27 protein-coding genes are annotated in these 25,280 nt (G+C 47.6%); 9 read left to right on the top strand and 18 right to left on the bottom strand.

All coding sequences use genetic code 11. The features are described 5' to 3' along the window. Window positions 1-25 precede the first annotated feature (25 nt). Window positions 26-571: a flavodoxin family protein gene (locus MY7_RS15525; RefSeq protein ID WP_007614245.1), complete on the top strand. Its 546-nt coding sequence runs from the start codon at window positions 26-28 to the stop codon at window positions 569-571. Further along, complete coding sequence (locus MY7_RS15520; RefSeq protein ID WP_029325722.1) at window positions 568-786, top strand: hypothetical protein; 219 nt, start codon at window positions 568-570, stop codon at window positions 784-786. Before MY7_RS15525 ends, MY7_RS15520 begins: the two co-directional genes overlap by 4 nt. A 26-nt stretch (window positions 787-812) precedes the next feature. On the opposite strand, the gene chrA is transcribed toward MY7_RS15520, so the two are convergent. Genes chrA through MY7_RS15505 form a run of 3 tightly spaced genes read right to left on the bottom strand, consistent with a single transcriptional unit; the run spans window position 813 to window position 2,426 of the window. After that, window positions 813-1,349, bottom strand: a complete 537-nt coding sequence (chrA, locus tag MY7_RS15515) for a chromate resistance efflux protein ChrA (protein ID WP_007614242.1) — start codon at window positions 1,347-1,349, stop codon at window positions 813-815. Further along, window positions 1,346-1,936, bottom strand: a complete 591-nt coding sequence (chrB, locus tag MY7_RS15510) for a chromate efflux transporter subunit ChrB (RefSeq protein WP_007407538.1) — start codon at window positions 1,934-1,936, stop codon at window positions 1,346-1,348. Before chrB ends, chrA begins: the two co-directional genes overlap by 4 nt. 13 nt (window positions 1,937-1,949) lie before the next feature. Continuing rightward, on the bottom strand, window positions 1,950-2,426 hold the full coding sequence (locus tag MY7_RS15505; protein ID WP_007407537.1) for an Lrp/AsnC family transcriptional regulator: 477 nt from the start codon (window positions 2,424-2,426) through the stop codon (window positions 1,950-1,952). 207 nt (window positions 2,427-2,633) lie between these two features. On the opposite strand from MY7_RS15505, the gene ggt reads away from it, so the two are divergent. After that, the gene (ggt, locus tag MY7_RS15500) at window positions 2,634-4,211 is read left to right on the top strand and encodes a gamma-glutamyltransferase (protein WP_007614240.1); all 1,578 of its coding nucleotides are present in this window, start codon (window positions 2,634-2,636) and stop codon (window positions 4,209-4,211) included. A gap of 7 nt (window positions 4,212-4,218) precedes the next feature. Here ggt and MY7_RS15495 read toward each other — a convergent pair whose 3' ends face one another. From MY7_RS15495 to cotG, 3 genes are all read right to left on the bottom strand, one after another. After that, window positions 4,219-4,563 carry a DUF4181 domain-containing protein gene (locus MY7_RS15495; RefSeq protein ID WP_007614238.1) on the bottom strand — a complete coding sequence of 115 codons (345 nt, stop codon included), beginning with the start codon at window positions 4,561-4,563 and terminating at the stop codon, window positions 4,219-4,221. A gap of 164 nt (window positions 4,564-4,727) precedes the next feature. After that, complete coding sequence (locus MY7_RS15490) at window positions 4,728-5,348, bottom strand: flavin reductase family protein (protein ID WP_007614236.1); 621 nt, start codon at window positions 5,346-5,348, stop codon at window positions 4,728-4,730. 156 nt (window positions 5,349-5,504) lie between these two features. Then, window positions 5,505-6,035, bottom strand: coding sequence for a spore coat protein CotG (gene cotG / locus MY7_RS15485; protein ID WP_007614234.1), 531 nt, complete (start codon window positions 6,033-6,035; stop codon window positions 5,505-5,507). A gap of 140 nt (window positions 6,036-6,175) precedes the next feature. Between cotG and MY7_RS15480 the strand changes: the two genes are divergently transcribed. From MY7_RS15480 to MY7_RS15470, 3 genes are all read left to right on the top strand, one after another. Then, window positions 6,176-7,270 carry a CotH kinase family protein gene (locus MY7_RS15480; protein WP_007614232.1) on the top strand — a complete coding sequence of 365 codons (1,095 nt, stop codon included), beginning with the start codon at window positions 6,176-6,178 and terminating at the stop codon, window positions 7,268-7,270. A 122-nt stretch (window positions 7,271-7,392) separates the two neighbouring features. Next, a complete protein-coding gene (locus MY7_RS15475; RefSeq protein ID WP_007614229.1) occupies window positions 7,393-8,286 on the top strand; it encodes a hypothetical protein in 894 nt (297 codons plus the stop codon). A gap of 41 nt (window positions 8,287-8,327) precedes the next feature. Further along, window positions 8,328-9,002, top strand: a complete 675-nt coding sequence (locus tag MY7_RS15470; protein ID WP_029325794.1) for a hypothetical protein — start codon at window positions 8,328-8,330, stop codon at window positions 9,000-9,002. A gap of 47 nt (window positions 9,003-9,049) precedes the next feature. Here the strand turns inward: MY7_RS15470 and MY7_RS15465 are convergent, their stop codons facing one another. Together MY7_RS15465 and alsR are read right to left on the bottom strand one after the other, a co-directional pair. Beyond that, a complete protein-coding gene (locus MY7_RS15465; RefSeq protein ID WP_007614225.1) occupies window positions 9,050-10,381 on the bottom strand; it encodes an arsenic transporter in 1,332 nt (443 codons plus the stop codon). A gap of 194 nt (window positions 10,382-10,575) precedes the next feature. Further along, on the bottom strand, window positions 10,576-11,484 hold the full coding sequence (gene alsR / locus MY7_RS15460) for an acetoin biosynthesis transcriptional regulator AlsR (protein WP_007407528.1): 909 nt from the start codon (window positions 11,482-11,484) through the stop codon (window positions 10,576-10,578). Window positions 11,485-11,640: 156 nt separating this feature from the next. On the opposite strand from alsR, the gene alsS reads away from it, so the two are divergent. From alsS to MY7_RS15445, 3 genes are all read left to right on the top strand, one after another. After that, window positions 11,641-13,353: an acetolactate synthase AlsS gene (alsS, locus tag MY7_RS15455; protein ID WP_007407527.1), complete on the top strand. Its 1,713-nt coding sequence runs from the start codon at window positions 11,641-11,643 to the stop codon at window positions 13,351-13,353. Window positions 13,354-13,413: 60 nt separating this feature from the next. Beyond that, entirely contained in the window at window positions 13,414-14,181 is a 768-nt protein-coding gene (gene budA / locus MY7_RS15450) for an acetolactate decarboxylase (RefSeq protein ID WP_003151318.1), read from the top strand. A 102-nt stretch (window positions 14,182-14,283) separates the two neighbouring features. After that, the gene (locus MY7_RS15445; protein ID WP_007614216.1) at window positions 14,284-14,808 is read left to right on the top strand and encodes an NAD(P)H-dependent oxidoreductase; all 525 of its coding nucleotides are present in this window, start codon (window positions 14,284-14,286) and stop codon (window positions 14,806-14,808) included. 124 nt (window positions 14,809-14,932) lie between these two features. Here MY7_RS15445 and MY7_RS15440 read toward each other — a convergent pair whose 3' ends face one another. The 10 genes from MY7_RS15440 to MY7_RS15395 form a co-directional block, all read right to left on the bottom strand. Then, window positions 14,933-15,466, bottom strand: coding sequence for an SH3 domain-containing protein (locus tag MY7_RS15440; RefSeq protein ID WP_007614212.1), 534 nt, complete (start codon window positions 15,464-15,466; stop codon window positions 14,933-14,935). Between the two features lie 60 nt (window positions 15,467-15,526). Then, window positions 15,527-16,444 carry a ribose ABC transporter substrate-binding protein RbsB gene (gene rbsB, locus MY7_RS15435; protein WP_007614209.1) on the bottom strand — a complete coding sequence of 306 codons (918 nt, stop codon included), beginning with the start codon at window positions 16,442-16,444 and terminating at the stop codon, window positions 15,527-15,529. 13 nt (window positions 16,445-16,457) lie between these two features. After that, window positions 16,458-17,429 (bottom strand): ribose ABC transporter permease RbsC, encoded by a 972-nt coding sequence (gene rbsC, locus MY7_RS15430; protein ID WP_007614200.1) that lies wholly within the window; start codon window positions 17,427-17,429, stop codon window positions 16,458-16,460. Further along, entirely contained in the window at window positions 17,419-18,912 is a 1,494-nt protein-coding gene (locus MY7_RS15425) for a sugar ABC transporter ATP-binding protein (RefSeq protein ID WP_007614198.1), read from the bottom strand. Before MY7_RS15425 ends, rbsC begins: the two co-directional genes overlap by 11 nt. Before the next feature lie 16 nt (window positions 18,913-18,928). Beyond that, the gene (gene rbsD, locus MY7_RS15420) at window positions 18,929-19,324 is read right to left on the bottom strand and encodes a D-ribose pyranase (protein WP_007407521.1); all 396 of its coding nucleotides are present in this window, start codon (window positions 19,322-19,324) and stop codon (window positions 18,929-18,931) included. Further along, complete coding sequence (rbsK, locus tag MY7_RS15415; protein WP_007407520.1) at window positions 19,321-20,202, bottom strand: ribokinase; 882 nt, start codon at window positions 20,200-20,202, stop codon at window positions 19,321-19,323. Before rbsK ends, rbsD begins: the two co-directional genes overlap by 4 nt. Further along, the gene (locus tag MY7_RS15410) at window positions 20,195-21,184 is read right to left on the bottom strand and encodes a LacI family DNA-binding transcriptional regulator (protein WP_029325795.1); all 990 of its coding nucleotides are present in this window, start codon (window positions 21,182-21,184) and stop codon (window positions 20,195-20,197) included. The genes rbsK and MY7_RS15410 overlap by 8 nt, the downstream gene beginning before the upstream one ends. 93 nt (window positions 21,185-21,277) lie before the next feature. Continuing rightward, window positions 21,278-22,411, bottom strand: coding sequence for a Ger(x)C family spore germination protein (locus tag MY7_RS15405; RefSeq protein WP_007614183.1), 1,134 nt, complete (start codon window positions 22,409-22,411; stop codon window positions 21,278-21,280). Beyond that, on the bottom strand, window positions 22,401-23,492 hold the full coding sequence (locus MY7_RS15400) for a GerAB/ArcD/ProY family transporter (protein WP_029325796.1): 1,092 nt from the start codon (window positions 23,490-23,492) through the stop codon (window positions 22,401-22,403). The genes MY7_RS15405 and MY7_RS15400 overlap by 11 nt, the downstream gene beginning before the upstream one ends. After that, on the bottom strand, window positions 23,482-24,951 hold the full coding sequence (locus tag MY7_RS15395; protein ID WP_007407516.1) for a spore germination protein: 1,470 nt from the start codon (window positions 24,949-24,951) through the stop codon (window positions 23,482-23,484). The genes MY7_RS15400 and MY7_RS15395 overlap by 11 nt, the downstream gene beginning before the upstream one ends. Window positions 24,952-25,280 lie beyond the last annotated feature (329 nt).

The following is a 25,280-nucleotide window of genomic DNA, read 5'->3' as shown; positions in this document are numbered from 1 at the left end:
TCGTAAACAAAGGAGCAGATGCATCATGAAAATTGCGGTTATTCATGGCGGAACGAGGTCTGGCGGAAATACGGATATTCTTGCGGAGAAGGCTGTTCAAGGATTCGATGCGGAGCACATTCATTTGCGGAAATATCGGCTCCAGCCAATTGAAGATCTGCGTCACGCTCAAGGCGGCTTTCGTCCTGTTCAAGATGACTGCGATTCTATCATTGAGCGGATATTGCCGTGTGATATTCTTGTATTCGCCACCCCAATTTATTGGTTTGGCATGTCAGGGACATTAAAGCTGTTTATTGATCGCTGGTCACAGACGCTGAGAGATCCGAGATTTCCTGATTTTAAACAGCAAATGTCAGCGAAGCAGGCATATGTAACAGCAGTGGGAGGAGACAATCCTAAACTAAAAGGGCTGCCGCTGATTCAGCAATTTGAACATATTTTTCATTTTATGGGGATGTCCTTTAAAGGCTATGTGCTGGGAGAAGGCAATCGTCCAGGTGATATTCTTCATGATCATCAGGCGCTGAGCGCGGCGAGCAGCTTATTGAAAAGAAGTGATGCTCTATGAAGCTGCTGCTGGTTATCTCTGGTATGTTGATTCTCGCACTCTTTTTAGCTTGGAAAGCGCCGACTTCTGTTTGGATACAGGCTGAAACCAATTCGCCTCAGGTTCAGCAATTTGTGAGAATGGCAGGCGCAACGCTGCAAGTCAAGAAAATCATCAAGAGTGATGCAGGCGAAGAAACAGTTGTCATATCAAATGGTATTTCTGGGCCAAAATAAAAAAGCACCTGTCCAGGTGCTTTTCTTTATAAATGAGGAATCACAAGCCCTCCATACAAAAACGCCGCGATAATCAGAAAGGCCGGATGCATCTTGAATTTTGTCAAGGCAAGGAGGGAAATCCCCGCAATCACTATCGCTTGAACCCAGCCGATCGCTTTGATGCCGTCTGCGCCGATTTGCCAGGTAAGAATGAGCATCATGACGGCGATGACAGGCTGGACGGACAGCGTCATACCTTTGATGACGGGGGATTGGCGGAAGCGCTGAATGATGCGCAAGAGGACGATCAATGCGAGCGCCGACGGTACGACGGTGGCGATCAGCGCAATCAGGAACCCGGGCCACCCGCCTGCGCTGTAGCCGACATACGCCGCGATTTTGGTTGCGATCGGACCCGGCAATGCGTTCGCAAGTGCGAGCATATTTGAGAATTGATCGTTTGAGAGCCAGCTGTATCTGTTGACGACTTCTTCAAACATCAGCGGGATCGACGCCGGTCCGCCTCCATATCCGAGTACGTTTGCGACAAAAAACGCCATAAATACATAAATCATAATCATGAAGCTGACATTCCTTTATCTTTTGAACGTTTATTTGTGATTTTGTCCTTTAATTTAAAATGAAACGCGCCGTACGCCAAGAAAATGATAATGACAAAGCCGGGATTGATCTGCAGCGTTTGCAGGCCGATAAAAGCGATGATAAAAAACAGGATGCCCGTGACCCAGCCGAAACCTTTAAGCGCTTTTTGGCCAAACTCGTACGCCATAATGCCGAGCATTACCGCAATCACCGGTGTTACAGCGCCAATCATGCCGGCAACAATTGCTGAGTGGCTTAAGACATTGACAGCGGCAAACAAGCCCGCCATAGCAAGGCATGTAGGCAGAATGTGGGCGAGGGTTGCCAAGATTGCGCCTAACGTGCCTTTCAGCTTGAAGCCCAGATACGCAGCCATTTTTGTGGCAATCGGTCCAGGAAGCGCATTAGCGATCGCTAATATTTCTCCGAATTCATCATCATCTATCCATTTGTATTTATTGACGGCTTCATGGCGGATGAGCGGGATCACCGACGGGCCGCCCCCGAATCCGAGAATGCCCGTTCGGACCATCGCCGCCGTAATGTCCCAATAGGGATGTTTCATGGCTATGTCCTCCTTACAGCTTCATGCCCGTTCTGCTTTTATACCGTTTAATCAGCATTTGGCAGTCGACGCTGACGACGCCTTTTTGCGTATAGAGCCGTTTTGTCAAAAACTCTTCCATCTCCTGATCATTTGCGAAAATGCCGTGCATATGCAGCTTGCTCGGTCCGGTCATATGATAAAGGCTTGTCACGGCCGGCTCCTTTTCAAGCTTTAATGCGGTTTCCTCCAAATACTGCGGCTCCACCTCCACATTAAAAAACACGGACACATGACGGCCGATTTTCGCCGGGTTGATGACAGCGGTGAATTTTTCAATCACACCGGCATCCAGTAAATGCTGAATGCGGTGCTGAACCGCCACTCGCGACAGGTTAACCCGCTTTCCTACGTCTGTATAGGAAATCCTCCCTTCCTCGTGCAAAATCGAGAGAATCTGTTTATCCGTTTCATCAAGGACAAGATTCGGAATGCTGTATTCATGTTCCAACCCGCTTCACCTTCCTTCATTTGGTAGACATTATTGTATCATGAAACATTACGGTATGAAGAGAGAATTTTTTTATTGTTTACGATGCGTAATAATTTGGAATCATTTCTTATCGAAAAGTAAATAGTGTGTGAGATTTTCTTTCAGGAATGTGGATGGCTGCGAAGCCGCTTTTTATACTTGAGAAAATTTGTAAAGGGGCTTGCCATGAATACTTCAACCATCGGAACGAAACAAATGGTCGTCAGTCCGCATTATCTCGCTTCTCAGGCGGGGGCCGGCATTCTGGAAAAGGGCGGAAACGCGTTTGACGCGGCAGTGGCGGTCAGCGCCTGTCTGGCAGTCGTGTATCCGCATATGACGGGTCTTGGCGGGGATTCATTTTGGCTCACTTACCATAAAGAAACGGGACGAATCAAAGCTTATAACGGGAGCGGACGTTCAGGGAAGCATGTGACGAGAGACTTGTATCGGGGCAGAGAAGCGATCCCTCTGCGCGGGACAGAAAGCGCCATTACCGTTCCGGGCATGGCGGACAGCTGGGATGCTGTGCTTTCGGCGTACGGGCGTCTTTCTCTTGCTGAGGTGCTGAAGCCAGCTCTTGATTATGCGGCAAACGGATTTCCAGTGTCCGCCGACCAGTGCGCCCACACAGAACGCAATCTCGCTCTTTTAGCCTCGACGCCTTACACCTCGGCCATTTTTACGAGAAACAAAAAAGCGCCCATGCCCGGTGAACGGTTTGTCCAGAAGGATCTGGCGGCCAGCTTGGAGCAGCTTGCCGAGAAAGGCAGAGGCGCTTTTTATGAAGGAGATCTCGCTCAACGCATCATATCCTTTCTGCAAAACAACGGCAGCCGTCTGACACTTGATGACTTTAAAGCCCACCGCGGCGAGTGGACGAACCCGGTATCCTCCGATTACCGCGGGTGCAAAATCTATCAGGCTCCGCCGAATTCACAGGGCTTTACAGGCTTAATGACGCTCAATATATTGGAAAACTATGATTTTTCTCAGATCGAACACGGTTCCTTTGACTATTATCATCTGCTGATCGAGGCGCTGAAGAAGAGTTTTCAGCACCGGAATGAAGTGCTGACTGATCCGGCATTTTCTCATATTCCGCTGGATCGGCTGCTTGATAAACGGTATGCAAAGCAGCTTGCGGAAGAAATAGGTAACGTGGCTGCGCCGACGGTAAGCCGGCCGGTCGGAAGCGATACTGCTTATGCCGCCGTCGCCGATGCGGAAGGAAATGCCGTTTCCTTTATTCAGAGCCTCTATTTCGAGTTCGGGTCTGCCGTTACAGCGGGGGAGACGGGCATTCTGCTGCAAAACCGCGGGTCATTTTTTTCGCTGGATGAATCCCATGTCAATACACTTGAACCCGGCAAGCGGACGTTCCACACCCTCATGCCGGCGATGGCCTGTAAAGAAGGAAAGCCTCACATCCTGTACGGAACCCAGGGAGGAGAAGGCCAGCCGCAAACTCAGACAGCGATGATTACGCGCATCATTGATTACAAAATGGACCCCCAGCAGGCGATCAATGAGCCGCGCTGGGTCTGGGGACGGACATGGGGAGAGGAGTATGAAGGGCTGAGGGTTGAAAGCAGAATCAGCCCTGAAACGAGAGAAGCCCTAAGGCAGAGCGGCCACCGCGTCGAGACCGTTGGTGATTTTGACGGGCTTATGGGTCATGCGGCAGCGATCGTTATTGATGAAGAAGGCTTTCTCCAAGGCGGTGCCGACCCGCGCGGCGACGGAGCGGCCGCAGGAGTATAGAGCTACGCTAACTGATGAAAAAAATAAGCACGCCAAGCGCGGCAGAAAGACCCGCGTAAAACGAATCGTACACATATTGCTTTTCCTCCCGCCGGTGCCGCCATTCCATTATGCCGGTGCAGAAAAATACCATGAAAACAACTCCCGCAAATACGTACATTTCATTGAAAAAATTCACCGCTGCGATGCCCGTAATAAGCAGTGTGATTTCGATTAATCGATGTGTGCCGTTTATCGGCTTCTGCTTTTTAGCAGGCTTTGGCAAATTGAGAACTTTGACGGCAAATACTTGAAACATAAGGCTGAGCAAAATAAATACGGCTGAAAAAAACAGTAACTGAATGAAATCCATCGTCTGCCTCCTAAAAATGTGTCACTCGTTTCATACGGGTGAGGGGCTTGTAAGTTTCGGCATTCTATAAGACATTAGGCTGAGTTTAATGGTAAAAGACTCAAAAAGACCCCTTTCGAAAGGGGTCTTTTTGACTAGTTTCTTCTATTATAAAGGTTTCTGCTTCAGGTCGGGCGGACAAGCGTATATGTCTTCCCGAGTCTGGCGTATTCATTCCCCGCGAGCCTTGCCGCAGGCTTCAGCTCATCTGTCCGTATGTAGCCTTTATCGGCGTCATATACTTGGTCATTCAAATGAAAACAAACGACTCTGCCGATGATGAGGTCTGTCGTCGTTTCTCCGCTGTCATTTTGGAACGTAAGATGGCGTTCGAGTATACATTCAAACCTGACTTTTGCTTCTTTTATACCGGGAACGCTGATGCAAGCGCTGTCTGTCACAGAAAGGTCTGTCATGCCAAGCTCACTGACATCAGGATCAAGCCTTGCCGCCGTTTTGTTAATGTCTTCAATAATGGACTCATCACTGACGTGCACCACGAATTCGCGATGAGCGAGTGCGTTTCTCGCGGTGTCTTTCTGCCGACCGTCCGCGCGGCTGACTGAGATGGCCAGAAGCGGCGGTTCTGCGGAGACAACGTTATAGAAACTGAAGGGCGCCGCGTTTACGGCGCCGTTGATGGATGACCGCGTAGTGACAAATGCGATCGGCCGGGGAACGACTGTGCCCGAAAGCAATTTGTAAGTGTCTTTTGCGTTCAGTTCGTCTGCTCGTAAGATATGCATGATTTCGGCCGCCTTTCTTTATCGTATGACCTGATTATACAGAAAGAAAATTCGGAAACACAACAAAAGAAAACCGGCTGCATATCTTATCACGTGGCATATATCTGATTGAGGAAAAAGGCTTCCGTTTAGCCGGCAGCCTATTTACAAATGTTGTTACTTGTAGCTTTTCTTTACAACCCAAATGTTCCCGTCTTTCCAGTACTCTGTTTTGCTGCAGTAATCGTCTTTTTTGCAAGGGTCTTTTTTATGAGGACGATAAGGTTTTTTCTGCGTGCGTTTTTTCTTGCGGCGGCATGATTTTTTATGGCTGCGAGATTTTTTGTGAGACCGGCATGATTTTTTACGGCTGCGAGATTTTTTGTGAGAGCGGGATTTTTTATGGCTGCGAGATTTTTTGTGAGAACGGGATTTTTTATGGCTGCGAGATTTTTTGTGAGAACGGGATTTTTTATGGCTGCGAGATCTTTTGTGAGAGCGGCACGATTTTTTATGACTGCGAGATCTTTTGTGAGAGCGGCACGATTTTTTATGACTGCGAGATTTTTTGTGAGAACGGGATTTTTTATGCTTGCGAGATTTTCTCTTCTTACTGCTTTTTGGTTCTTGGTACAAATAATCTTCCAATCCCTCGGTGCTTGCGGACTTTACTGCTTCTTCGATATCAGAATGGGAATAGTGGCCCATTTTGAAACCTCCTCATGATATATGTTTTAAGGATGCGATCCTTACTACCACATAGTACGCATGAATGAAAAAAGTGTATGTGTGATTCGCTGAGTTTTATATAAAAAGCACAGCCTAAATTAATACAGGGAGGGTTACTGATGAAAGACCAATCAACATTGCCTCTATACCAGCTGTTTATTCACCCGAAAGACTTAATGGAGCTGAAAAAAGACATTTGGGATGATGATCCGGTGCCCGCGGTGCTGAGAGTGAATCAAAAACGGCTTGACATTGATCTGGCGTACCGCGGCTCGCATATAAGAGATTTCAAGAAGAAATCGTATCACATCGCTTTTTATTCGCCGAAAACATTTCGCAGGGCGAAAGAGATACATTTAAACGCTGAATATAAAGATCCGTCGATGATGCGGAATAAGCTGTCTCTCGATTTCTTCGCGGAGCTTGGGACGCTGTCACCAAAGGCGAATTTCGTAACCCTGCAAATCAATGGCAGACATGAGGGGGTGTATCTTGAGCTGGAGTCAGTGGATGAATATTTTCTGGCGAAACGGAATTTGGCGGACGGCGCTGTTTTTTACGCGGTTGATGACGACGCCAATTTCTCCCTCGTCAGTGATCTGGAGCGGGATACGAAAACATCGCTCGAACTTGGTTATGAAAAGAAAACGGGAACGAAAGAAGACGATTTATACTTGCAGGATATGATCTATAAAATTAATACCGTGCCGAAGTCAGAGTTCAAGGGGGAGATCGTCAAACACTTGGACGCCGATAAGTATTTGCGGTGGCTTGCGGGCATTGTGTTTACTTCAAACTACGATGGATTTGTTCATAATTACGCTTTGTACCGGAATCATGAAACGGGACTTTTTGAAGTCATTCCGTGGGATTACGATGCGACGTGGGGAAGAGACATTCACGGTGATCGGATGGAGGCCGATTATGTCAGAATACAAGGGTTTAATACCTTGACTGCAAGGCTTCTGGATGAACCGTATTTCCGCAAAGCGTACAAACGGCTTTTGGAAGAGACGCTTCAGAACCGGTTTACCATTGAACATATGAAGCCGAAGGTCATGTCACTGTATGAGCAGATCAGGCCGCATGTCGCGAAGGATCCATATAAGAAAGAAGAGATTGATTGCTTTGACCGGGAGCCTGAAGTGATTTGCGAATACATTAAGGAGCGGTCCGCCTTCATCAGCAGTGAGTTAGAGCGGTGGAATACCTGATTTGGAGATGAAGAAAGATTTTTTACAAATAGGCTGGTGAATCAGTTCCCGAAAATAATCGTGATACGTATATATGCATTATGCTTTTTACATTATGAGAAAAATGACTAGGAGGACAATAGATGAAACGCAATACGAAGCGGCAGCGGTCTGATGACAACTTTTTGCATGCGATGGAAGGAAAAGTAATTACTGTCTACCGGGGAGGCCCGGAGTCCAAGACAGGGAGATTAGCAGACATTCAATCGGATTATATCGCTCTTCAGGTTGATAATAAAATCGTTTATTATCAATGGAAACACGTGAAAAGTGTAACGGAAAATACGAGTGAAACCGTATCGCCGGCCGAAGCGGCAGAATGTGAAAAAGCTGATGATTTTCAAGACCTGATCAGCCGGATGACCAATCGCACGGTGCAATTGAATCAGGGAGGTCCGGAATCGAAAAGAGGAAAGCTTCACGAAACAGGGGATGATTTTCTCGTGCTGGAAACGGAAGATGACGGAATTGTATATTTTAACGCCGACCATGTCAAAAGCATCAGCGCGGAACAAGAAGAGGACGGCCAAGAGGAGGAGCGCCCGGAATTTGAAATGGCTGATGATTTTCACGGCATATTTAAACGCCTGATCCACAAATGGGTATCCATCAACCGCGGAGGTCCTGAAGCTGTTGAAGGTATACTTGTGGATAATTCCGACGGCCACTACACTCTTGTGAAAGATAAAGAAGTGCTGCGGATCTATCCTTTTCATATCAAGAGCATCAGCGAAGGGGCAAAAGGAGCAGCTAAAAAAGAGGAGAATAAAGACGACGAGAATAAAGGTGAGAAAGAGAGCGCCGAAGAAGAAAAGCCGCATGAAGAAGAATCACGCGAAGAGCAGCGTACTTCCTCTAAAAAGTCGAAAAGATCATCAAGATCCGTTCGATCCTCAAAACGGGAGGAAGAGAACTCTTATAGCTACGCCACTGTATTAAGGACAATAGATTATCGGTGGAAACACGGCCGTAAATGATTGGAAAGATTGTCCGTAAACGCGGGAGAGGGGGGAATGAAATGGCTGGATTAAGCAGATTTCTGGATAAACAAGTCGATATTGAGATATCGGGGAATACGACATTTTCAGGAACTCTTTTGGATATCGGTCAGGATATCATTGTGATTCATGACGGCCGGACGTTTCTTTATATTCCGCTGCTGCATCTTCAGAGGATGACATTGACGCTCCCGGACGAAGAGAATAAAGAACCGTACGCAAGAAAAAAAAGTCCGCATCCCGAAAAACAGGAACATTCCTTTTCTTACCGGAATACCCTCCAGCATATAAAAGGCAGATTTACAGAAATATTTGTTACGGGAGACCGTTCCATTCATGGGTATGTGACAAGTGTTTTAAATGATTATTTTGTTTTCTTCTCTCCGGTTTATAAGACTCTTTTCATCTCGATGCATCATTTGAAATGGCTGACACCCTATTCCGATGAGCAGACGCCGTACACATTAAACAGTTCAGAGCTGCCGGTTGTTCCCGCTAATGTGCCCCTTGTCCGAAATTTTGAGGAGCAATTAAAAAGATATACCGGGAAGCTGATTATTCTGGATTTAGGAGATATACCGAATAAAGTGGGGCTGTTACAGGATGTCTCAGATAATATTCTTGAATTGACCAATGCAGACGGCGATACTGTTTTTTGGAAATTGAATCATTTAAAGACCATGCACCTGCCATAAATGATAAAACTGCCTCTCTTATACAGCAGGCAGTTTTTTTATGGGAGCTAAAGGTAAATCCAACTGATCCAAACATATAAAACGGTAATGGTAAACACGACGGTAAGAGGGACAACGATAATGGTCGTTTTGATATATTCTGACCAAGAAACTTTTTCGCCGTGCTGTCTGATGATATGCATCCAGATCAGCGTGGCTAATGTCCCGATCGGCAGAAGCAATGATCCGATATCACTGCCGATAATATTAGCCAGATAAATGATTTTTACGGTTAATGGGTCGATGGACATTTCCGTTAATGTCAAAGTGCTGATCATTAGGGCGGGATGGTTATTGAACAAATTAGAGAGGACGGATGTAGCAATGCCCATAATAGATGCAGCGTGGGCAATACTTTGTGAGACATACGGCTCAATAGACTGAACAAGCAGCGCCGTCAGTCCGATATTATGCAGTCCGTAGATGATAATGTACATCGTGAAGGCAAAAATAAAGATATGCCAAGGCGCTTTCCTTAATAAGTCTGCCGGTCCGATTTTTAAATAAAACCATCTCCAGCCAAGCAGGATGACTGAACTGATGACAGCCACGAGCGAAACGGATATGCCGTTGTAAGAAGCTGCAAACAGACTGATCCGTACGAACAATACAAATACCAAAACACAAAACATGATGTTCGTACGGCTGTTTTGGGTCAGGTCTGGCGGAGGCTGAAGCGGATGATATCGTTTGTGTTCCAGCGAGTCAAAGTGAACCGGAATATCGGGGAGCTGTTTCGGCAAACGGCGGTAAAAAACGGCAAACAGCAGAAAGGCCATAAACACCAGTCCCAGCGTGCCGGGGATAAACATCATATTGGTGTACAAATAAAGGTCCATGCCTATCATTTTGAGAGAAATTAAATTGACGATATTACTGACGCCGATCGGGGTGCTTGCGGCCGTCGCAATTAATACGCCGCTTATTAAATACGGTGTTTTCTGATGTCTTTTAAGTCCGAGATATTGTAAGACCAATAGTAAAATAGGAGTGGTGATTAAGACGCTGCCGTCATTATTCAGAAAAAGCGTCATTGAAAAACAGAGCAGGTTGGTCAGCCAAAAAAGCCGGATGCCCGATCCCTTGGCGCGGTGAAGCAGTTTGGCCGCCGCCCAGTTAAAAAAACCGAAGCTTTCCAGCGCGATTGCCATAATCATTGTGGAGATAATGGTGATTGATGCTCCGGTGACTTTTGACCCTATATCCCCCAAATCATGAAAGGAAACGGTTCCGCATAACAAAACGAGAATGGCGCCCAGCGACGCCGGAACGGCTTCATTTAATCCCCCGGGTCTCCAAAATATAAAAATAATGGTCACAAAGAAAGAAATCAGGGTCAAAATGACGGTAATATGTGTAATGTGTTGTGCCTCCTTTTAGATGGGTCATTGCCGCCCCGTTATTTTTATCCCTCCTGATCAGTTGTACTGTATGTATACGGGTACAGGTCGTAAGGTGTACTGAGCGTTTCTACCAATTTAGTAAAAATCCATAAAAGCACAAAAAAAGAGGCTGCTTTCGGCGGCCCTCTTTTTTATGCATTTTCCTTATCCGCCTGCAATAAAGCCTGGCGCTTATTCATAATATCCAGAAAATGTTTCAGAATCGGATTTTGATTATCCTTGCGGTAGGCAATGACCCATTCGGCCGTGAGCTGCACCTGATTAATGCCGCGGTAGGCGACTTCGAGATTAAACAGCTTTTTAGCAGAAGAAGGCACGAAGGTTACACCGATACCGGCACTAACCAATCCGATCACCATTTGATACTCCGTCGCTTCCTGAACGATTTTCGGTTTGAAGCCCGCCTGCTCACAGTAGTTTACAAACTCTAGGTATAAAGTCGGCCACGTTTCTTTCGACAGTGTGATAATCGGTTCATTTTTTAAATCCTGAATGTCGATTGTCTGTTTAGCGGTAAGCGGGTGCTGCTTCGGCAAAGCCAGAATGCACGGACTGCTCTGCACCTTTTCCATATGTAACGCGGAATGCTGTAAAGGCGGATGAAGGATGCCGATATCAATGTTCCCCTTCAGAAGTTCTTCCTGCTGTCTGAAAGAAGAAATTTCACGCAGATCAAGCTTGACGGAGGGGAATTTTTCGCGGAATTCCCGAATGATCGGCGGCAGAAATTCATATGTGGCCGAGCCGACAAAACCGACGACAAGGCGGCCGAGCTCTCCCCGCGCCGTTCTCTGCGCCATTTCAATCGCTTTGTCTATTTCTTCGATCGCGTTTCTGCTGTGTTTTAAAAAACTTTCTCCGGCAGCTGAAAGCTCTACAACCCGTTTCGTGCGCTTTAATAAGGTCACGCCGACTTCCTTCTCAAGCTGTTTGATCTGCTGGCTGAGAGGCGGCTGTGTCATATTTAACCGAAGCGCAGCTTTGCCGAAATGAAGTTCTTCGGCAACGGCAATAAAGTATTGAAGATGGCGAAGCTCCATCCTTATCCATTCCTTTCTCTTTGTTAATTATTCGTGAAACATATTAATCATACGGCGAATTGATATTGGAGGTCAATTTCCAAAGAGTGTATAGTGAATAATATCACAAATTACTTAAAATTTTATATTTAATATGCATAATAAGGAGTGAGGGTGTTGGCAAAAGCAACAAATGAACTAAAAACCTCTGGAAAAAATCGGGGGGCGGAGCTTGTTGTTGATTGCTTAGTGGAGCAAGGTGTCACACATGTTTTTGGCATTCCGGGTGCAAAAATTGATGCAGTATTTGATGCGTTAAAAGATAAAGGACCTGAACTGGTTTTATGCCGTCACGAACAGAACGCTGCATTTATGGCTGCGGCTGTCGGAAGACTGACTGGAAAACCAGGCGTTTGTCTCGTTACTTCAGGCCCGGGGGCATCCAACTTGGCGACCGGCTTGTTAACGGCTAATACAGAAGGTGATCCGGTAGTGGCGCTGGCGGGTAACGTAATTCGCGCAGACCGGTTAAAACGGACACACCAATCATTGGACAATGCGGCGCTATTTCAGCCGATTACAAAATACAGTGTAGAAGTACAGGAAACAGGGAATATACCAGAAGCGGTAACAAACGCCTTCAGGGCAGCGTCAGCAGGTCAGGCAGGCGCGGCTTTTGTGAGCTTTCCGCAGGATGTTGTGAATGAAATCACAAATGTGAAAAACGTACGCAGCGTGCCGGCGCCGAAACAAGGCCCTGCACCGGAAGAAGCGGTCAGCGCGGCTATCGCGAAAATCCAGACGGCGAAACTTCCCGTTCTGTTAGTCGGCATGAAAGGCGGTAGACCGGAAGCGGTAAAACAAATCCGCAAACTGCTTGCCAAAACAAAACTGCCTTTCGTAGAAACGTACCAAGGGGCCGGCACATTATCCAGAGAGCTGGAAGACCAATATTTCGGCCGGATCGGACTGTTCCGCAACCAGCCGGGCGATCTTCTGCTTGAACAGGCGGATGTCGTATTAACGATCGGTTATGATCCGATTGAATACGATCCGAAGTTCTGGAACGTAAACGGTGACCGTGCTATTATCCATCTTGACGAAATCCAGGCCGATATCGATCATGCCTATCAGCCGGAATTAGAGTTATTAGGCGATATCGCCGCTACGGTTAAACAAATTGAACACGACGCTGTGACATTTGATATGGGCAGCCGTGAACAAGAAGTGCTGAGCGAATTAAAACAGATGCTCACAGACAGCGAGAAGGCGCCAAGCGACCATAAATCCGACAGAGTGCATCCTCTGCAAATCGTCCAAGAACTGCGCAATGCAATTGACGACGACGTAACCGTCACTTGCGATATCGGTTCTCACGCGATCTGGATGTCCCGCTACTTCCGCGCTTATGAGCCGCTGAAACTGTTGATCAGCAACGGCATGCAGACATTGGGCGTAGCGCTTCCTTGGGCGATTGCCGCCACATTGGTGAATCCGGGTGAAAAAGTCGTATCCGTTTCAGGAGACGGAGGATTTCTGTTCTCTGCAATGGAATTGGAAACGGCAGTCCGCTTAAAAGCGCCGATCGTTCACCTTGTATGGAATGACAGCACATATGATATGGTCGCATTCCAGCAAATGAAAAAATATAACCGTACATCATGCGTAGATTTCGGAAACATTGACATCGTAAAATATGCAGAAAGCTTCGGCGCCACCGGCTTGCGCGTTGAGTCACCGGAACAGCTGGCAGACGTGCTGCAAAAAGGCTTGAACACAGAAGGCCCTGTCATCATTGACATTCCTGTCGATTACAGTGATAATGTCCATTTATCAAGCGACATGCTTCCGAAGCAATTCAAAGAAAAAATGAAAGCAAAAGCTCTCTAGCACTCTGCGCACCATGACCTGTTTTCTAAAACAGCCCAATTTAAAAGGAGTGAAGGGAATATGAAAAACGCAAGCGACATCCATATGATGAGCCGCGGAGAAAAAGGCTCACCTGAGGATCAGATCTATCAAGTATCCACAATGACATCTCTGCTGGACGGAGTATATGACGGAGATTTTGATATGGCTGACATTCCGAAATTCGGTGATTTCGGAATCGGCACGTTCAACAAACTGGACGGCGAATTAATCGGATTTGACGGAGAATTTTACCGTCTGCGCGGCGACGGAACGGCTACGCCTGTTAAAGGCGGAGACCTGTCACCATTCTGCTCATTCACATTTTTCACGCCGGATATGACGCATACGATCGACGGCGAAATGACCCGTGAAGAATTCGAGCAGGAAATCGCCAGCCTTCTGCCTAGTAAAAACTTATTTTATGCGATCCGTTTAGACGGCGTATTTAAAAAGGTGCAGACAAGAACGGTAGAACGCCAGGAGAAACCGTACGTTCCGATGATCGAAGCGGTAAAAACACAGCCTGTGTTCAACTTTGACGACATTCAGGGGACAATTGCCGGCTTCTGGACGCCGGGTTACGCAAACGGCATCGCTGTTTCCGGATATCACCTGCACTTCATTGATGAAGGACGCAATTCCGGCGGACACGTGTTTGACTATGTCATTAAAGATTGTAAAGTGACCATTTCTCAAAAAATGAATATGAACCTCAAGCTTCCGAATACGGCGGACTTTTTCAACGCAAATTTAGATAATCCGAATTTTGCGAAGGATATCGAAACAACCGAAGGAAGCCCGGAATAAATTAAAAAAGAAAGCCTCATTTTTCTCGGGGGCTTTCTTTTTATTTGGCTGAACCGGCAAAGATTAGGTAAAATACAGTCAAAAGGGAAAGGTGTGGTAGCTGTGAAAGTATTGGTATTAGCGGTTCATCCTGACATGGACAACTCAGCGGTCAATAAGGCGTGGACAGAAGAATTAAAAAATCATGATGAAATCACGGTCCGTGAGCTTTATAAAGAATATCCGGACGGGAAAATAGATGCGGAAAAGGAACGGCAGCTGTGTGAACAGTATGACCGGATCGTATTTCAATTCCCGCTGTACTGGTACAGTGCGCCTCCGCTTTTAAAAACATGGATGGATCATGTGCTGGCGTATGGCTGGGCTTACGGCTCCAAAGGAAAGGCGCTGCACGGCAAAGAATTGCTGCTGGCTGTTTCCGTAGGTGCCGGAGAGGATGCATATCAGGCAGGCGGGTCCAACCATTTTTCACTGAGCGAGCTCTTAAGGCCGTTTCAGGCAATGGCTAATTTTACGGGTATGACCTATTTGCCGGCTTTCGCGATGTACGGGGTAAGCAGCGCCGATGCTGCGGCTATCCGTGACAATGCCAAACGCCTGGCGGATTACGTAAAGAAGCCATTTTAGAGTCGTATGCATTCATCTTCATCCGACAATATTTCCTGAGAAATATTTCGAACCTTAGACGTTTCTGACTGCTCAAGAAAGAAAAAACGGATTTCGCGCTGAATTTGCGAAATCCGTTTTGATATTATGTCAGTTTTTGCAGATCTTTTGTGCTGATATATCCCGTGGCGCCCCCGTAATCGACAAGCACCCAGCCGAAGTCAATGCCGCCGCCGGCTGTCTTTTTCCATCCGAGGAAAGAAACGCTCGTGTTTTTGGCAAGGGAAGCCTTGACCGCTTGTTTGTCTGTATATACTTTTGTTTTTGCCGTCGTTTTTACGGTTGTTGCTTCTTTAACAATATAATGAGTAGATACAAATCCTGTTTTTCCGTTTTTATAATGTACTTTTGCCCAGTCAGCGTTCTGGAATGAAACGATCTTTAAGCTGTCGCCTAAATGAAGGGTATCAGCTCTCGGACTGGCTGCTGATGCTTTTGTTCTGACGTTCAATGCTTCCGCGGAAACGAGATAAGAGTCAAGCGGGTAGCTGTACAGATCGTCAATTTTGACCGCTTCTTGCGCGTGTGTCTCCGGAAGAGGCGTTATTCCGGCAGCTGAAGCCGCTGATATTCCCGCTGCAAGGGTCAGAATGGATGCCGCTTTGGCTGTTTTCTTCATCTGTATCTCTCCTTTTACTTCATCCTTTCACGTTTTACCGTAAGTCTAAACATCGGCCGGTTATTTTTGTGTTTGAAGTTTCAATGGAGCGGAAATGGTTTTTTTGACTTTTTCTCCTTTGAGCACCTGCTCCGCCGCTTCGGCCGCCAGTTTTCCGATCAGCTCCGGCTGCTGGGCGACCGTGGCTGTCAGCTTTCCGTTTTTAATGGAAGAAATCGCATCTTTATTTCCGTCGAAACCGACGACCAAAATGTGTTTGCCCGAGCTGTTAATCGCTTCGAGCGCCCCGAGTGCCATTTCATCATTATGGGCGAACACGGCTTTGATATCCGGATGTCCCTGCAGAAGGTTTTCCATGACGGTCAATCCTTTTGCACGGTCAAAATCCGCCGCTTGCTTTGTTACGACATCCAGCTTTATGTCGGCAATATGATGAAAGCCCGTTCCGCGTTCCCGTGTCGCGGATGCGCCCGGCACCCCTTGCAATTCAGCCACTTTGGCGCCTTTTCCGAGCTGATCGGCGAGGTAGTCAGCCGCCATTTCTCCTCCTTTGACATTGTCAGAGGCGACAAGCGTTTCGACTTTGCCGTGTTCGGCTGAACGATCAAGCGCAATGACGGGAATGCCGAGGGAATTTGCCGATTCGACGGCTGTTGAAATCGCTGATGAATCGGTCGGATTGATCAGCAGCGCATCGACTCCCTGCTGGATCAAATCTTCTACGTCATTTGACTGTTTAGATGAATCATTTTGAGCATCGACAATAATGACCTTCATGCCCCGTTTTTTGGCTTCCTTTACAACGCCTTCTTTTAATGAAACGAAGAACGGATTGTTCAATGTGGAGACGGAGAGCCCGATAGTGAATTCTTTTTTATGTTTTGTGTTTGACGGTTTTGCCCATTGTGGCGGTTCAAGTGAACAGGCGGACAGCAAAAACAGTGATAATGCCGCGATCGTGATGATGGCTTTCTTCATAATGGTCCTCCTACTATGCCGATTTTTTGCGGTCCAGCAGCACCGCGATTAAAATGACGATTCCTTTGACGACGAGCTGATAAAAAGATGACACGCCGAGAAGGTTCAAGCCGTTGTTCAGCGTACCGATAATCAAAACCCCGATCAGCGTACCGATGATGCGCCCTCGACCGCCGGACAGGCTCGTTCCGCCGAGAACGACCGCTGCGATGGCGTCCAGCTCGTATGATTCCCCGGCCGTCGGCTGTGCGGAATTTAAGCGTGATGTCAGAATCGCTCCCGCCAGCGCCGATAATAAACCTGTCAGAGAATAGATCATGATCTTGATGCGGGGCACTTTGATTCCCGATATCAGCGCCGCTTTCTCATTGCCGCCGATGGCGTATGTCCGGCGGCCGAACGGTGTTTTGTGCAGAAGAACCCACAGGGCCGCAAATGCAATCAGCATCGTAATGGCAGGTACGGGAATGCCGAGAAAATAACCGCGCCCGAATAATTGAAATGCGTAATTTGAACCGAGCCCCGTAATCGGATTTCCGTCCGTATAGACGAGGGTCAGTCCGCGAAAGACGGTCATTGTCGCCAAAGTGGCGATGAACGGCGCCATTTTTCCTTTTGTGATTAATAATCCGTTTATCATGCCGAGTACGGCGCCGATCACGCAGCCGATGATGACGGCTAAGATCGGGTCGATGCCTGAGACCATCATACCTGCGACCAATGCGCTCGATAAGGCGAGGATGGCTCCGACAGAGAGATCAATGCCTCCCGTTAAAATGACAAACGTCATTCCGAATGCAATCAGAGCGTTAATCGCAACCTGCCGAAGAAGGTTGAGAATATTGAGGGGTTCAAGAAAACTCGGGTTTAAAACGGAAACGATCAGCACAAGAATCAGTAAGCCGAGAAACGGACCGAGTTTTTGCGTAAAGGTATGAATGGAAAATCGCTTTTGTTCAGTTGATGTTATTGGTTCAGTTTTCATACTGCTGCCCTCCCGTGGCAAGTGTCATGATGTGTTCTTGTGTTGCGCCGGACGCATTGATTTCTCCGCTGATGCGCCCTTCGTGGACGACGATGATTCTGTCACTCATGCCGAGAATTTCCGGCAGCTCGGAAGACACCATGATGATGGCGACTCCGCGATCGGTCAGTTCATTCATTAATGAATAGATTTCCCTTTTCGCGCCTACGTCGACGCCTCTTGTCGGTTCATCAAGGATGAGAACTTTCGGGCCGATTCCGATCCATTTGGCGATGACGACCTTTTGCTGATTTCCTCCTGATAAATGCCGGGCGGCGGTTTCCGGAGATGCGGTCTTAATGGTCAGACGCTTGATGAGCAGCTCAACGAACTCCGCCTCGCGTTTTCGGTCAATGATGCCTTTCGGAGAGAAGCTGGTCAGGTTCGGCAATGAGATATTTTCACGAATGGACGTATCCAGCAGCAGCCCTTCATCTTTGCGGTTTTCCGTAATCAGGCCGAGTCCCTTGCGGATGGCATCGTACGGACGCGGAATGCTGGTTTTTCGGCCGGAAATCCAGATTTCTCCGGAATCGAGCCGGTCAATTCCGAACAGCGCCCTCATGATTTCTGTCCGTCCGGCACCCATTAAGCCGGAAACGCCGAGGATTTCTCCGGCGCTCACATGGAAACTGATTTGTGAAAAGCTTCCTTTTTTTGAGGCGTTTTTCACTTCGAGCACCTTATCGCCGAGTGACGGCGTGCGAGTCGGATACCGATCGGTCAGCTCCCGCCCGACCATTTTTTTGACCACTTCATCAAAATTAGTGTCTTTAATATGCGCCGTATCGACAGTGAGGCCGTCCCGCATAATGGTGATCCGGTCGCAAATCGAAAATATCTCTTCCATTCGGTGCGAAATATAGACGATGGATACGCCGTTCCGCTTTAACGCCGTCATCACGTCAAACAGTTTGCTGATTTCCCGTTCGGTCAGCGCCGCGGTCGGTTCGTCCATAATAATGACTTCGGCGTTTGTCATCAGCGCTTTGGCAATCTCAATCATCTGCTGCTGGCCGACGGAACATTGTCCGGCTTCCCGGTCAAGAGGAAGAGAGACTCCCAGTTTTTCAAGCTGTAATTTTGCTAGCGCTTTCATTTTCTTCGTTTCCAAAACGCCGAACGCCGTCGTCAGCTCTTTGCCGATAAAAAGGTTTTCAAGCACCGTCATGTCCGGCCATATATTCAGTTCCTGATGGATAAAGGCGATTCCGTGCTTTTCGGCTTCCTTTGGATTGGAGAAGCTCATATTTGTTCCGTTTATCGTAATGTCTCCCTTGTCGAGCCGGTGGAGCCCGGTGAGCAGATTCATTAACGTCGATTTGCCCGCTCCGTTTTCTCCCATCAAAGCGTGGATTTCTCCCGGCAGAAGCTCAAATGAGACGCCGGAGAGCACTTGGTTTTTGCCGAATGCTTTATGAATGTCTGTCATGCCGATGTGCATGCTGGATCCCTTCTTTCTAGAAAATCACACCCGCCTGCAGGATGCAGTTGGCGTATGGTGTCATTTCACCCGTTCGGATGACGGCTTTTGCTTTCTGTGTGAGCCGTTTGAATTCCTCATGGGACATGTACTCGATCGTCTGCGCTGAGAAATGGCTTTCTATGAAACTTGCATTCTCAGGATTTGCGTCTTTGATCTCGGAAGCGGCTATCACCTTTTCGACTGCCATCTCCCCGGCTACCAGGCTGGTCACGTCCCGAAAGGCGGGAACGCCCGCCGTTAAGGACAAATCAATTTTAGGGACACCGTCAGGGACGGGGAGACCCGCATCGGCGATTGCGATGAGGTCTGTATGCCCGAGATCGGCTAATACTTTGGCAATGTGGCTGTTTAACATTCCGTGTTTTTTCATGACAGCAGCTCCTCAACTTCTTTTCTGGCCGGCATCCCGCCTTGGGCGCCGAAGTGCTGCACGGACAGGGAGGCGGCGCGGTTGGCAAACAGCAGTGCTTGCTCAATGTCCCGTCCTTCCGCGAGTGCGACGGCAAGTGCCGCATTAAAGGTATCGCCGGCTCCCGTCGTGTCGACCGCTTCTGCAGGGAAGGCGGGAACAAGCCGTTCCGCGGTGCCGTCTGAGTAGCGTACGCCTTGTTTTCCTTCGGTAATGAACAGTTTGCCGGGATAGCCGGCGAGCGCTTCTTCTTTCGTCCGGTCAGGAAATAAAATGGATGCTTCATGTTCGTTCGGCGTAAGATATGCGGCATCCTCAATCGTCGATTGTTTCAGCGGCCGGGCCGGCGCGGGATTCAGGATAACCGGAATTTGCTGCGCGCGGCAGTAGCTGCACACTTCTTCAACGGTTTCTTCAGGAATCTCCTGCTGGATCAGCACGATATCAATGCCGGGAAGTTTTGCTAGCGCACTTTTGGCATAATCGGGGGAGATGTCATCGTTTGCGCCTTTTACGACGACGATGCTGTTGTCTCCTTCTGCGAGCACAATATGAGCCGTTCCGCTTTTTTTATGTGTAACCGTTTCCATATAGTCCGTATTGACACCGTTTGCCTTCAGGTTTTCAATAATCGCTTTTCCGTAGCTGTCATTGCCTGCTTTTCCTACCATATATACGTTTGCGCCCAGGCGGGAAGCGGCTACGGCCTGATTTGCGCCTTTTCCTCCGGGCACGGTTTGAAAGTCTGTGCCCAGTACGGTTTCTCCGGCTTTCGGACGCCGTTCAGATGTAACGACTAAATCCATAGAACAGCTTCCGATAACACAAATTTCACTCATGGTGATCATCCTTTCTCATCGTTTGTCTTCTTATGTAAGTCACGGGCATTTGAATGGCCGTCTCTTTCGGCGGCTCTTTCTTTATCAATTGCAGCAGCAGGTTTGCCGCTTTTTTTCCCATCTCATATGCAGGCTGGCGGATGGTTGAAAGCGGCGGGAACAAAAGCCTGCTCTGCGGAATATCGTCGTATCCGATGATCTGAATCTCCTCCGGAACTTTTTTGCCGAGCCGCAGCGCCTCATGGAGGACGGCAGCCGCCGCAATGTCGTTGCTGGCAATGACTCCGTCGGTTTCCGGGTATGCTGCAAACAATTCTTCTGCTAAAATGGCGGCATCCTTGATGGAAAATGAAGCGGCGGAGATGACATTGAACTGCGCGCCCGCTTTTTGCAGCACGCTAAGTGCGCCGTTAAAACGTTCCTGAGCGGTCGGAAGGTGGGCTGGGCCTTTGACAAGTGTGATGCTTGTGCTTTTGCCGCGAAGCATTTCCTCAGCCGCCCGTTTTCCGCCTGCCCGCCCGTCACTGAATACGGATGGGGCGCCTTCTTTTGTCCGGTCCAGAAATACGACCGGGTAAAGGCTGCCGCTGTATTCGGGAAGGTCGGGGTAATGGGTGGCCGCCAAAATACCGGCAACTTGATTTTGTTTAAATGTTTGCAGGTAGTCGAGTTCTTTTTCCAATTCTTCATCACTGTTGCCGATGATCAGCCGGTATCCTTCCCGCTGCAACTCGTCTTCAGCGCCGCGGGCAAGCTGAGGGAAAAAGGGATTCGTAATATCCGGAAGCAAAAGCCCGACCAGTCTGGATTCTCTTTTATAAAGAGAGCGGGCAACTTCATTAGGATAATAATTCAGCTTCTCCATGGCAAGCATGACCTTCGTTCGTGTATCTTCATGCACGTAGCCGTTGTCATTGAGGACACGCGAAACCGTGGCAACAGAGACGCCGGCAGCGCCTGCGACATCTTTAATCGTTGCCAACAAACACTCCCCCTTCATTTATGTAACCGTTTACATAAAAAGAGTAACACGAATATTTTCGGTTGGCAACAAAAAAAGAGACCGGGGTCTCTTTTAGTTCACGATGCCGATTTGTGAGATATTCACTTTGATATCAGGGATTATCTCGATGGAAGGATAGACCTCACGCCAATTGAGCCGCTTGCCCCGCTCATAATAATGGGTTTGATATTTACGGCCGATGCCGAGGATATCCGAGTTGTGCTCCTGAATATGACTGATCACCGATCTGGCCTGGCTGTTCAAATTTGCTGATGCTTGTTTGTTCATTTGGTCGATTGCCGTATAAGAATTCAGCTTGTCCTTTGGATATTCCAAGACGCGTGCATTCAGTTTTAAACGGATTTTCACTTTTATATGCTGCGGATCTGTATCTATAAATACAATCTTTCGCGTGGCATCCGTGATGCCGAGAGAAAGATAATTTTCAATATCCATTTTGTATTTGTCCCACAGCTTCAGATTAATATTAGCCGATTTATTAAATTGCCCGCTTAAAAGGGTCAGGAGGGTCGAATCCTGACCGAGCACCTCAGTCACTTTCCGCTGGCCGCTGAACAGGGCAGAACCCTCTATCTTTATCGTCTGTCCGTTAATCGATAAATAAGGAAGGGCGAAATCCTTATCAGCCGTCAGCATGCTTGAACGGATGGATTGCAAATTTTCCATGCTGATATTTGATTCCGCATTAGCGCTTGTTAATAAATTCGTTAAATACTTGCTGACGATCAATTTCTGCCGGACGATCAGCTTCAGCACTTCAATCGCCTCGCCGTCTTTTACAACTGCCGGATGAGCGAGAAGCGGGCTTTTCGGATCTCTGTAAAAGACATCGAGATAAGGAAAAAGCGGTTTTTCGGCCATTTTCTCACCGATTAATAAGACTCTTTGCTTGGACGTGTCAATGCGCTGATCGACAAGCTTATCCAATTGAAACCGCGCTTCACGGATGGTGTGCCCGGAAGCGCTGAGCACCGTCGTAATGAATGAGCCGCCCGTTTCCTGTTCCGCCTGGGAGGACTGAACCTTCCGATAGGTGATGCCGATTTTATTTTTACCGTCATGATCAACATCAAGGCTTGCGGTCAGCACGAGAGAAATATCTTTCAGCAAATTTTGATCCCAGCAGCCCGCAAGTGTCAGGCTTGCGCACATGAGACTGATAAGAACCGCTTTTTTAATGCGCATGGCGGACACCCTTTTTGCGTACAAGGACAATCAATACCATAAACAACGGAAACAAATACACAAACACAATATCGGAAATGCGGAAAAACTGATCCAGCTGCTGTATCGTTTTATCTGTGCTTGTGGCCCAAATAGACAGAAGGAAGACGAGCAGGGCCAGCGGATAAGCAAACCGGCTGTGGTCTTTTTGATTGAACAGCTTGGCGATGCCGGTGCTTGCCAAGTAAAACACGTTGGCCAGCGTTGAAAAGACGGTCACGAACCAAAACGTCAAAAAGAGCAGATCCGTCCGTTCGATAATTCTGAATGAAACGGTTTTTAACAGGTACAGCACAGGCTCCGGGATCATTTTTATTTCTTCGGGGCTGATTGTGACAAAGCAAGTAAGGGTGATATACAGGTAATAAAGGATAATCAAGATGTTTGAAATCGTCAGTATTTTGTAACGCTGGCTGACGGTGCAGTTGATAAGGGGCCCGATCACGAGCGCCGCCTGAAAGCCGGTAATGCTGACAAGTGTTTGTTGCACCCCGGTAAGCATGTCTTTTGCGGTTCCGTGAAAAATCGGCATAATGTATGTGATATCGGCTTTTCCCAGCGTGTATAAAATCGGCAGAGAGATCAGCAGCAAAAACGGCGTTAAGATAAAGCTGAACCTGGCGATCGCATTCAGCGGGGCTTGGGCGATATAGACGGAACCGAGGATCAGCATTAAGCTGACCACCCAATTCGGAGTCTGCGGGAGCACCCAGATATCCAATATCCGTGTAAATACAGAAAGAATGAGCGTGCAGAGAAACGCGAAATACAAAATATACAGCACCTGCACCCCTTTGCCGGCAAGTGTTCCGAACACCTCCTCCAGCATTTCGTACAGGTTCAGCTTCGGAAACCGGTGAAATAATATCATATACAGGCTGAATGTAAGCTGGACGAGCAATCCGGTAAGCAGAATGGAAATCCATCCGCTGCTTCCCGATTTCATCATCAGTAAATGGGGCAGCGCCAAAATGCCGATGCTGATCTGCGTCTGATTAATGAAAAACACGCCTTGAAGCCGGCTTATTTTTTTAGGCTTCATCTTTTCTCCACCCCCGAACATGTTTCATCTGCTTTGAGTCTTGCGGTCTCAAATAAAACGGCCTTCTTTTAATAAACCAAGCCGGCAGCCGGATAAATGCATCCTTCAAGTCGCTGAAATGAAACGGCGTCAGAGATGATAAATAAGGAACGCCGAGTGATTCAAGCTTGCACAGGTTCATCAGAATAAGCCCGAAGCCGAGTGCGATGCCGATAAAACCGAACGAGGATGCCAGAAACATAAGCGGAAACCTGAGCGTTCGGATGGACGTGCTCATTTCATATGAAGGAAGCACAAAAGAAGATACGGCCGTAACGGCTACGACGATAATCATCATATTAGAAATGAGTCCCGCCTGAACGACTGCGTCACCGATCACGAGACCGCCGACAATGCCGATCGTCTGACTGATCGGTTTCGGCAGCCTGATACCGGCTTCGCGGATCAGTTCAATTGTAATCTCCATAATCATGGCTTCTATCAGCGGAGGGAAGGGAATATCAACAATCGAATTTTTCATGGTGATAATCAGATCGTTGGGAATGACTTCGAAATGAAACGCAATCAGCGCGATATAAAAAGCGGGCAGCGTAATCGCGATCATAAAGGCGAAAAATCTCAGCACTCTTAAAAAACTGGCGGAAATCCATCTCGTGCTGTAGTCATCCGGAGATTGAAAAAAAGAAAAGAATGTGATCGGCGCAATCAAAGCCGACGGGCTCCCGTCCATCATGATCAGTACACAGCCTTCCATCACGCATGCTTTTGCTTTATCCGGCCGTTCCGTATGAATGATCTGCGGAAAAATGGAAAACGAATTATCTTCTATTGATTCCTCGATAATCCCGGGCGCAAGCACGCTGTCTATACGCAGGTATGACAGGCGCCGCTTCACTTCCTCCACAATCTCCGGATTGGCGATATTCTCAACAAAGATAACCGCAACTTTTGATTTGGCTCTTTCCCCGATATCCATATAATGAACGGAGAGATGGCGGTCCTGTATGTGAAACCGCAGCTGATGAATGTTCGTTTCCAAACTTTCCACAAACCCGTCATGGGCGCCGCGGACGATACTTTCAGATTCGGGTTCCATAATGGAACGCAGCGGATTCTGCCCGACAGAAAACAGCTTCGCTTTCCTCGATGCATCGCTGAGAAAAACAACCTGGCCTGCCAAAATCCCGTCAATGAGTTTTCTGGTTTCATCCGTTTCCGCACTGCTGACGGCATTCATCGTTTCCTCGAGCGGGCCGTTCTGCAGGGTGTCGCTTAACAGAAACTCATTCAGCTTCTGTTCTTCTATCATTTGTTCAATATAAAAGAAAGCGGTATGACGGTCCTGCAGTTTGATCCTTCGTATTTTAAAATCACCGCAAACACACATCAGCTCCTGCATTTCCCGTACAGCCGATTCAAAATCGCCGGGAATCCGTTTGTTTTGTTTATCCGCAGACATCAGACCGCCTCCTTTCCCGGTTATCTGTAGTTTTCAGCGGGTATTCCTTTTTTATGCATTTTATAAAATAGAGGAGCTCCTCGATGTTTTACCAAGAACTTCACATTTATGGATGAATATTTCTTGAACGAATATAAAGATTTATTAAAATTATTTCAAAAGAGGGATAAATGTCCTGTAAATGGTTTAAAAGGAGAAAGGCTTTCCGCATATAAAATGTGTATTTCTTGTAAACACTCCGGACCCGTCTTATTCTGTCATGTACCAGTCATTCCGCTAGTTATTTTGGAATGGGACTGAAAGCAGGATACGGGGGAAAAATGAATGAC

Origin of the sequence: Bacillus sp. 5B6 (assembly GCF_000259405.1) — a bacterium.
Taxonomy (GTDB): domain Bacteria; phylum Bacillota; class Bacilli; order Bacillales; family Bacillaceae; genus Bacillus; species Bacillus velezensis.
The sequence above is the reverse complement of the archived record's forward strand: the minus strand, read 5'-3'. Positions and strand labels throughout refer to the sequence as shown.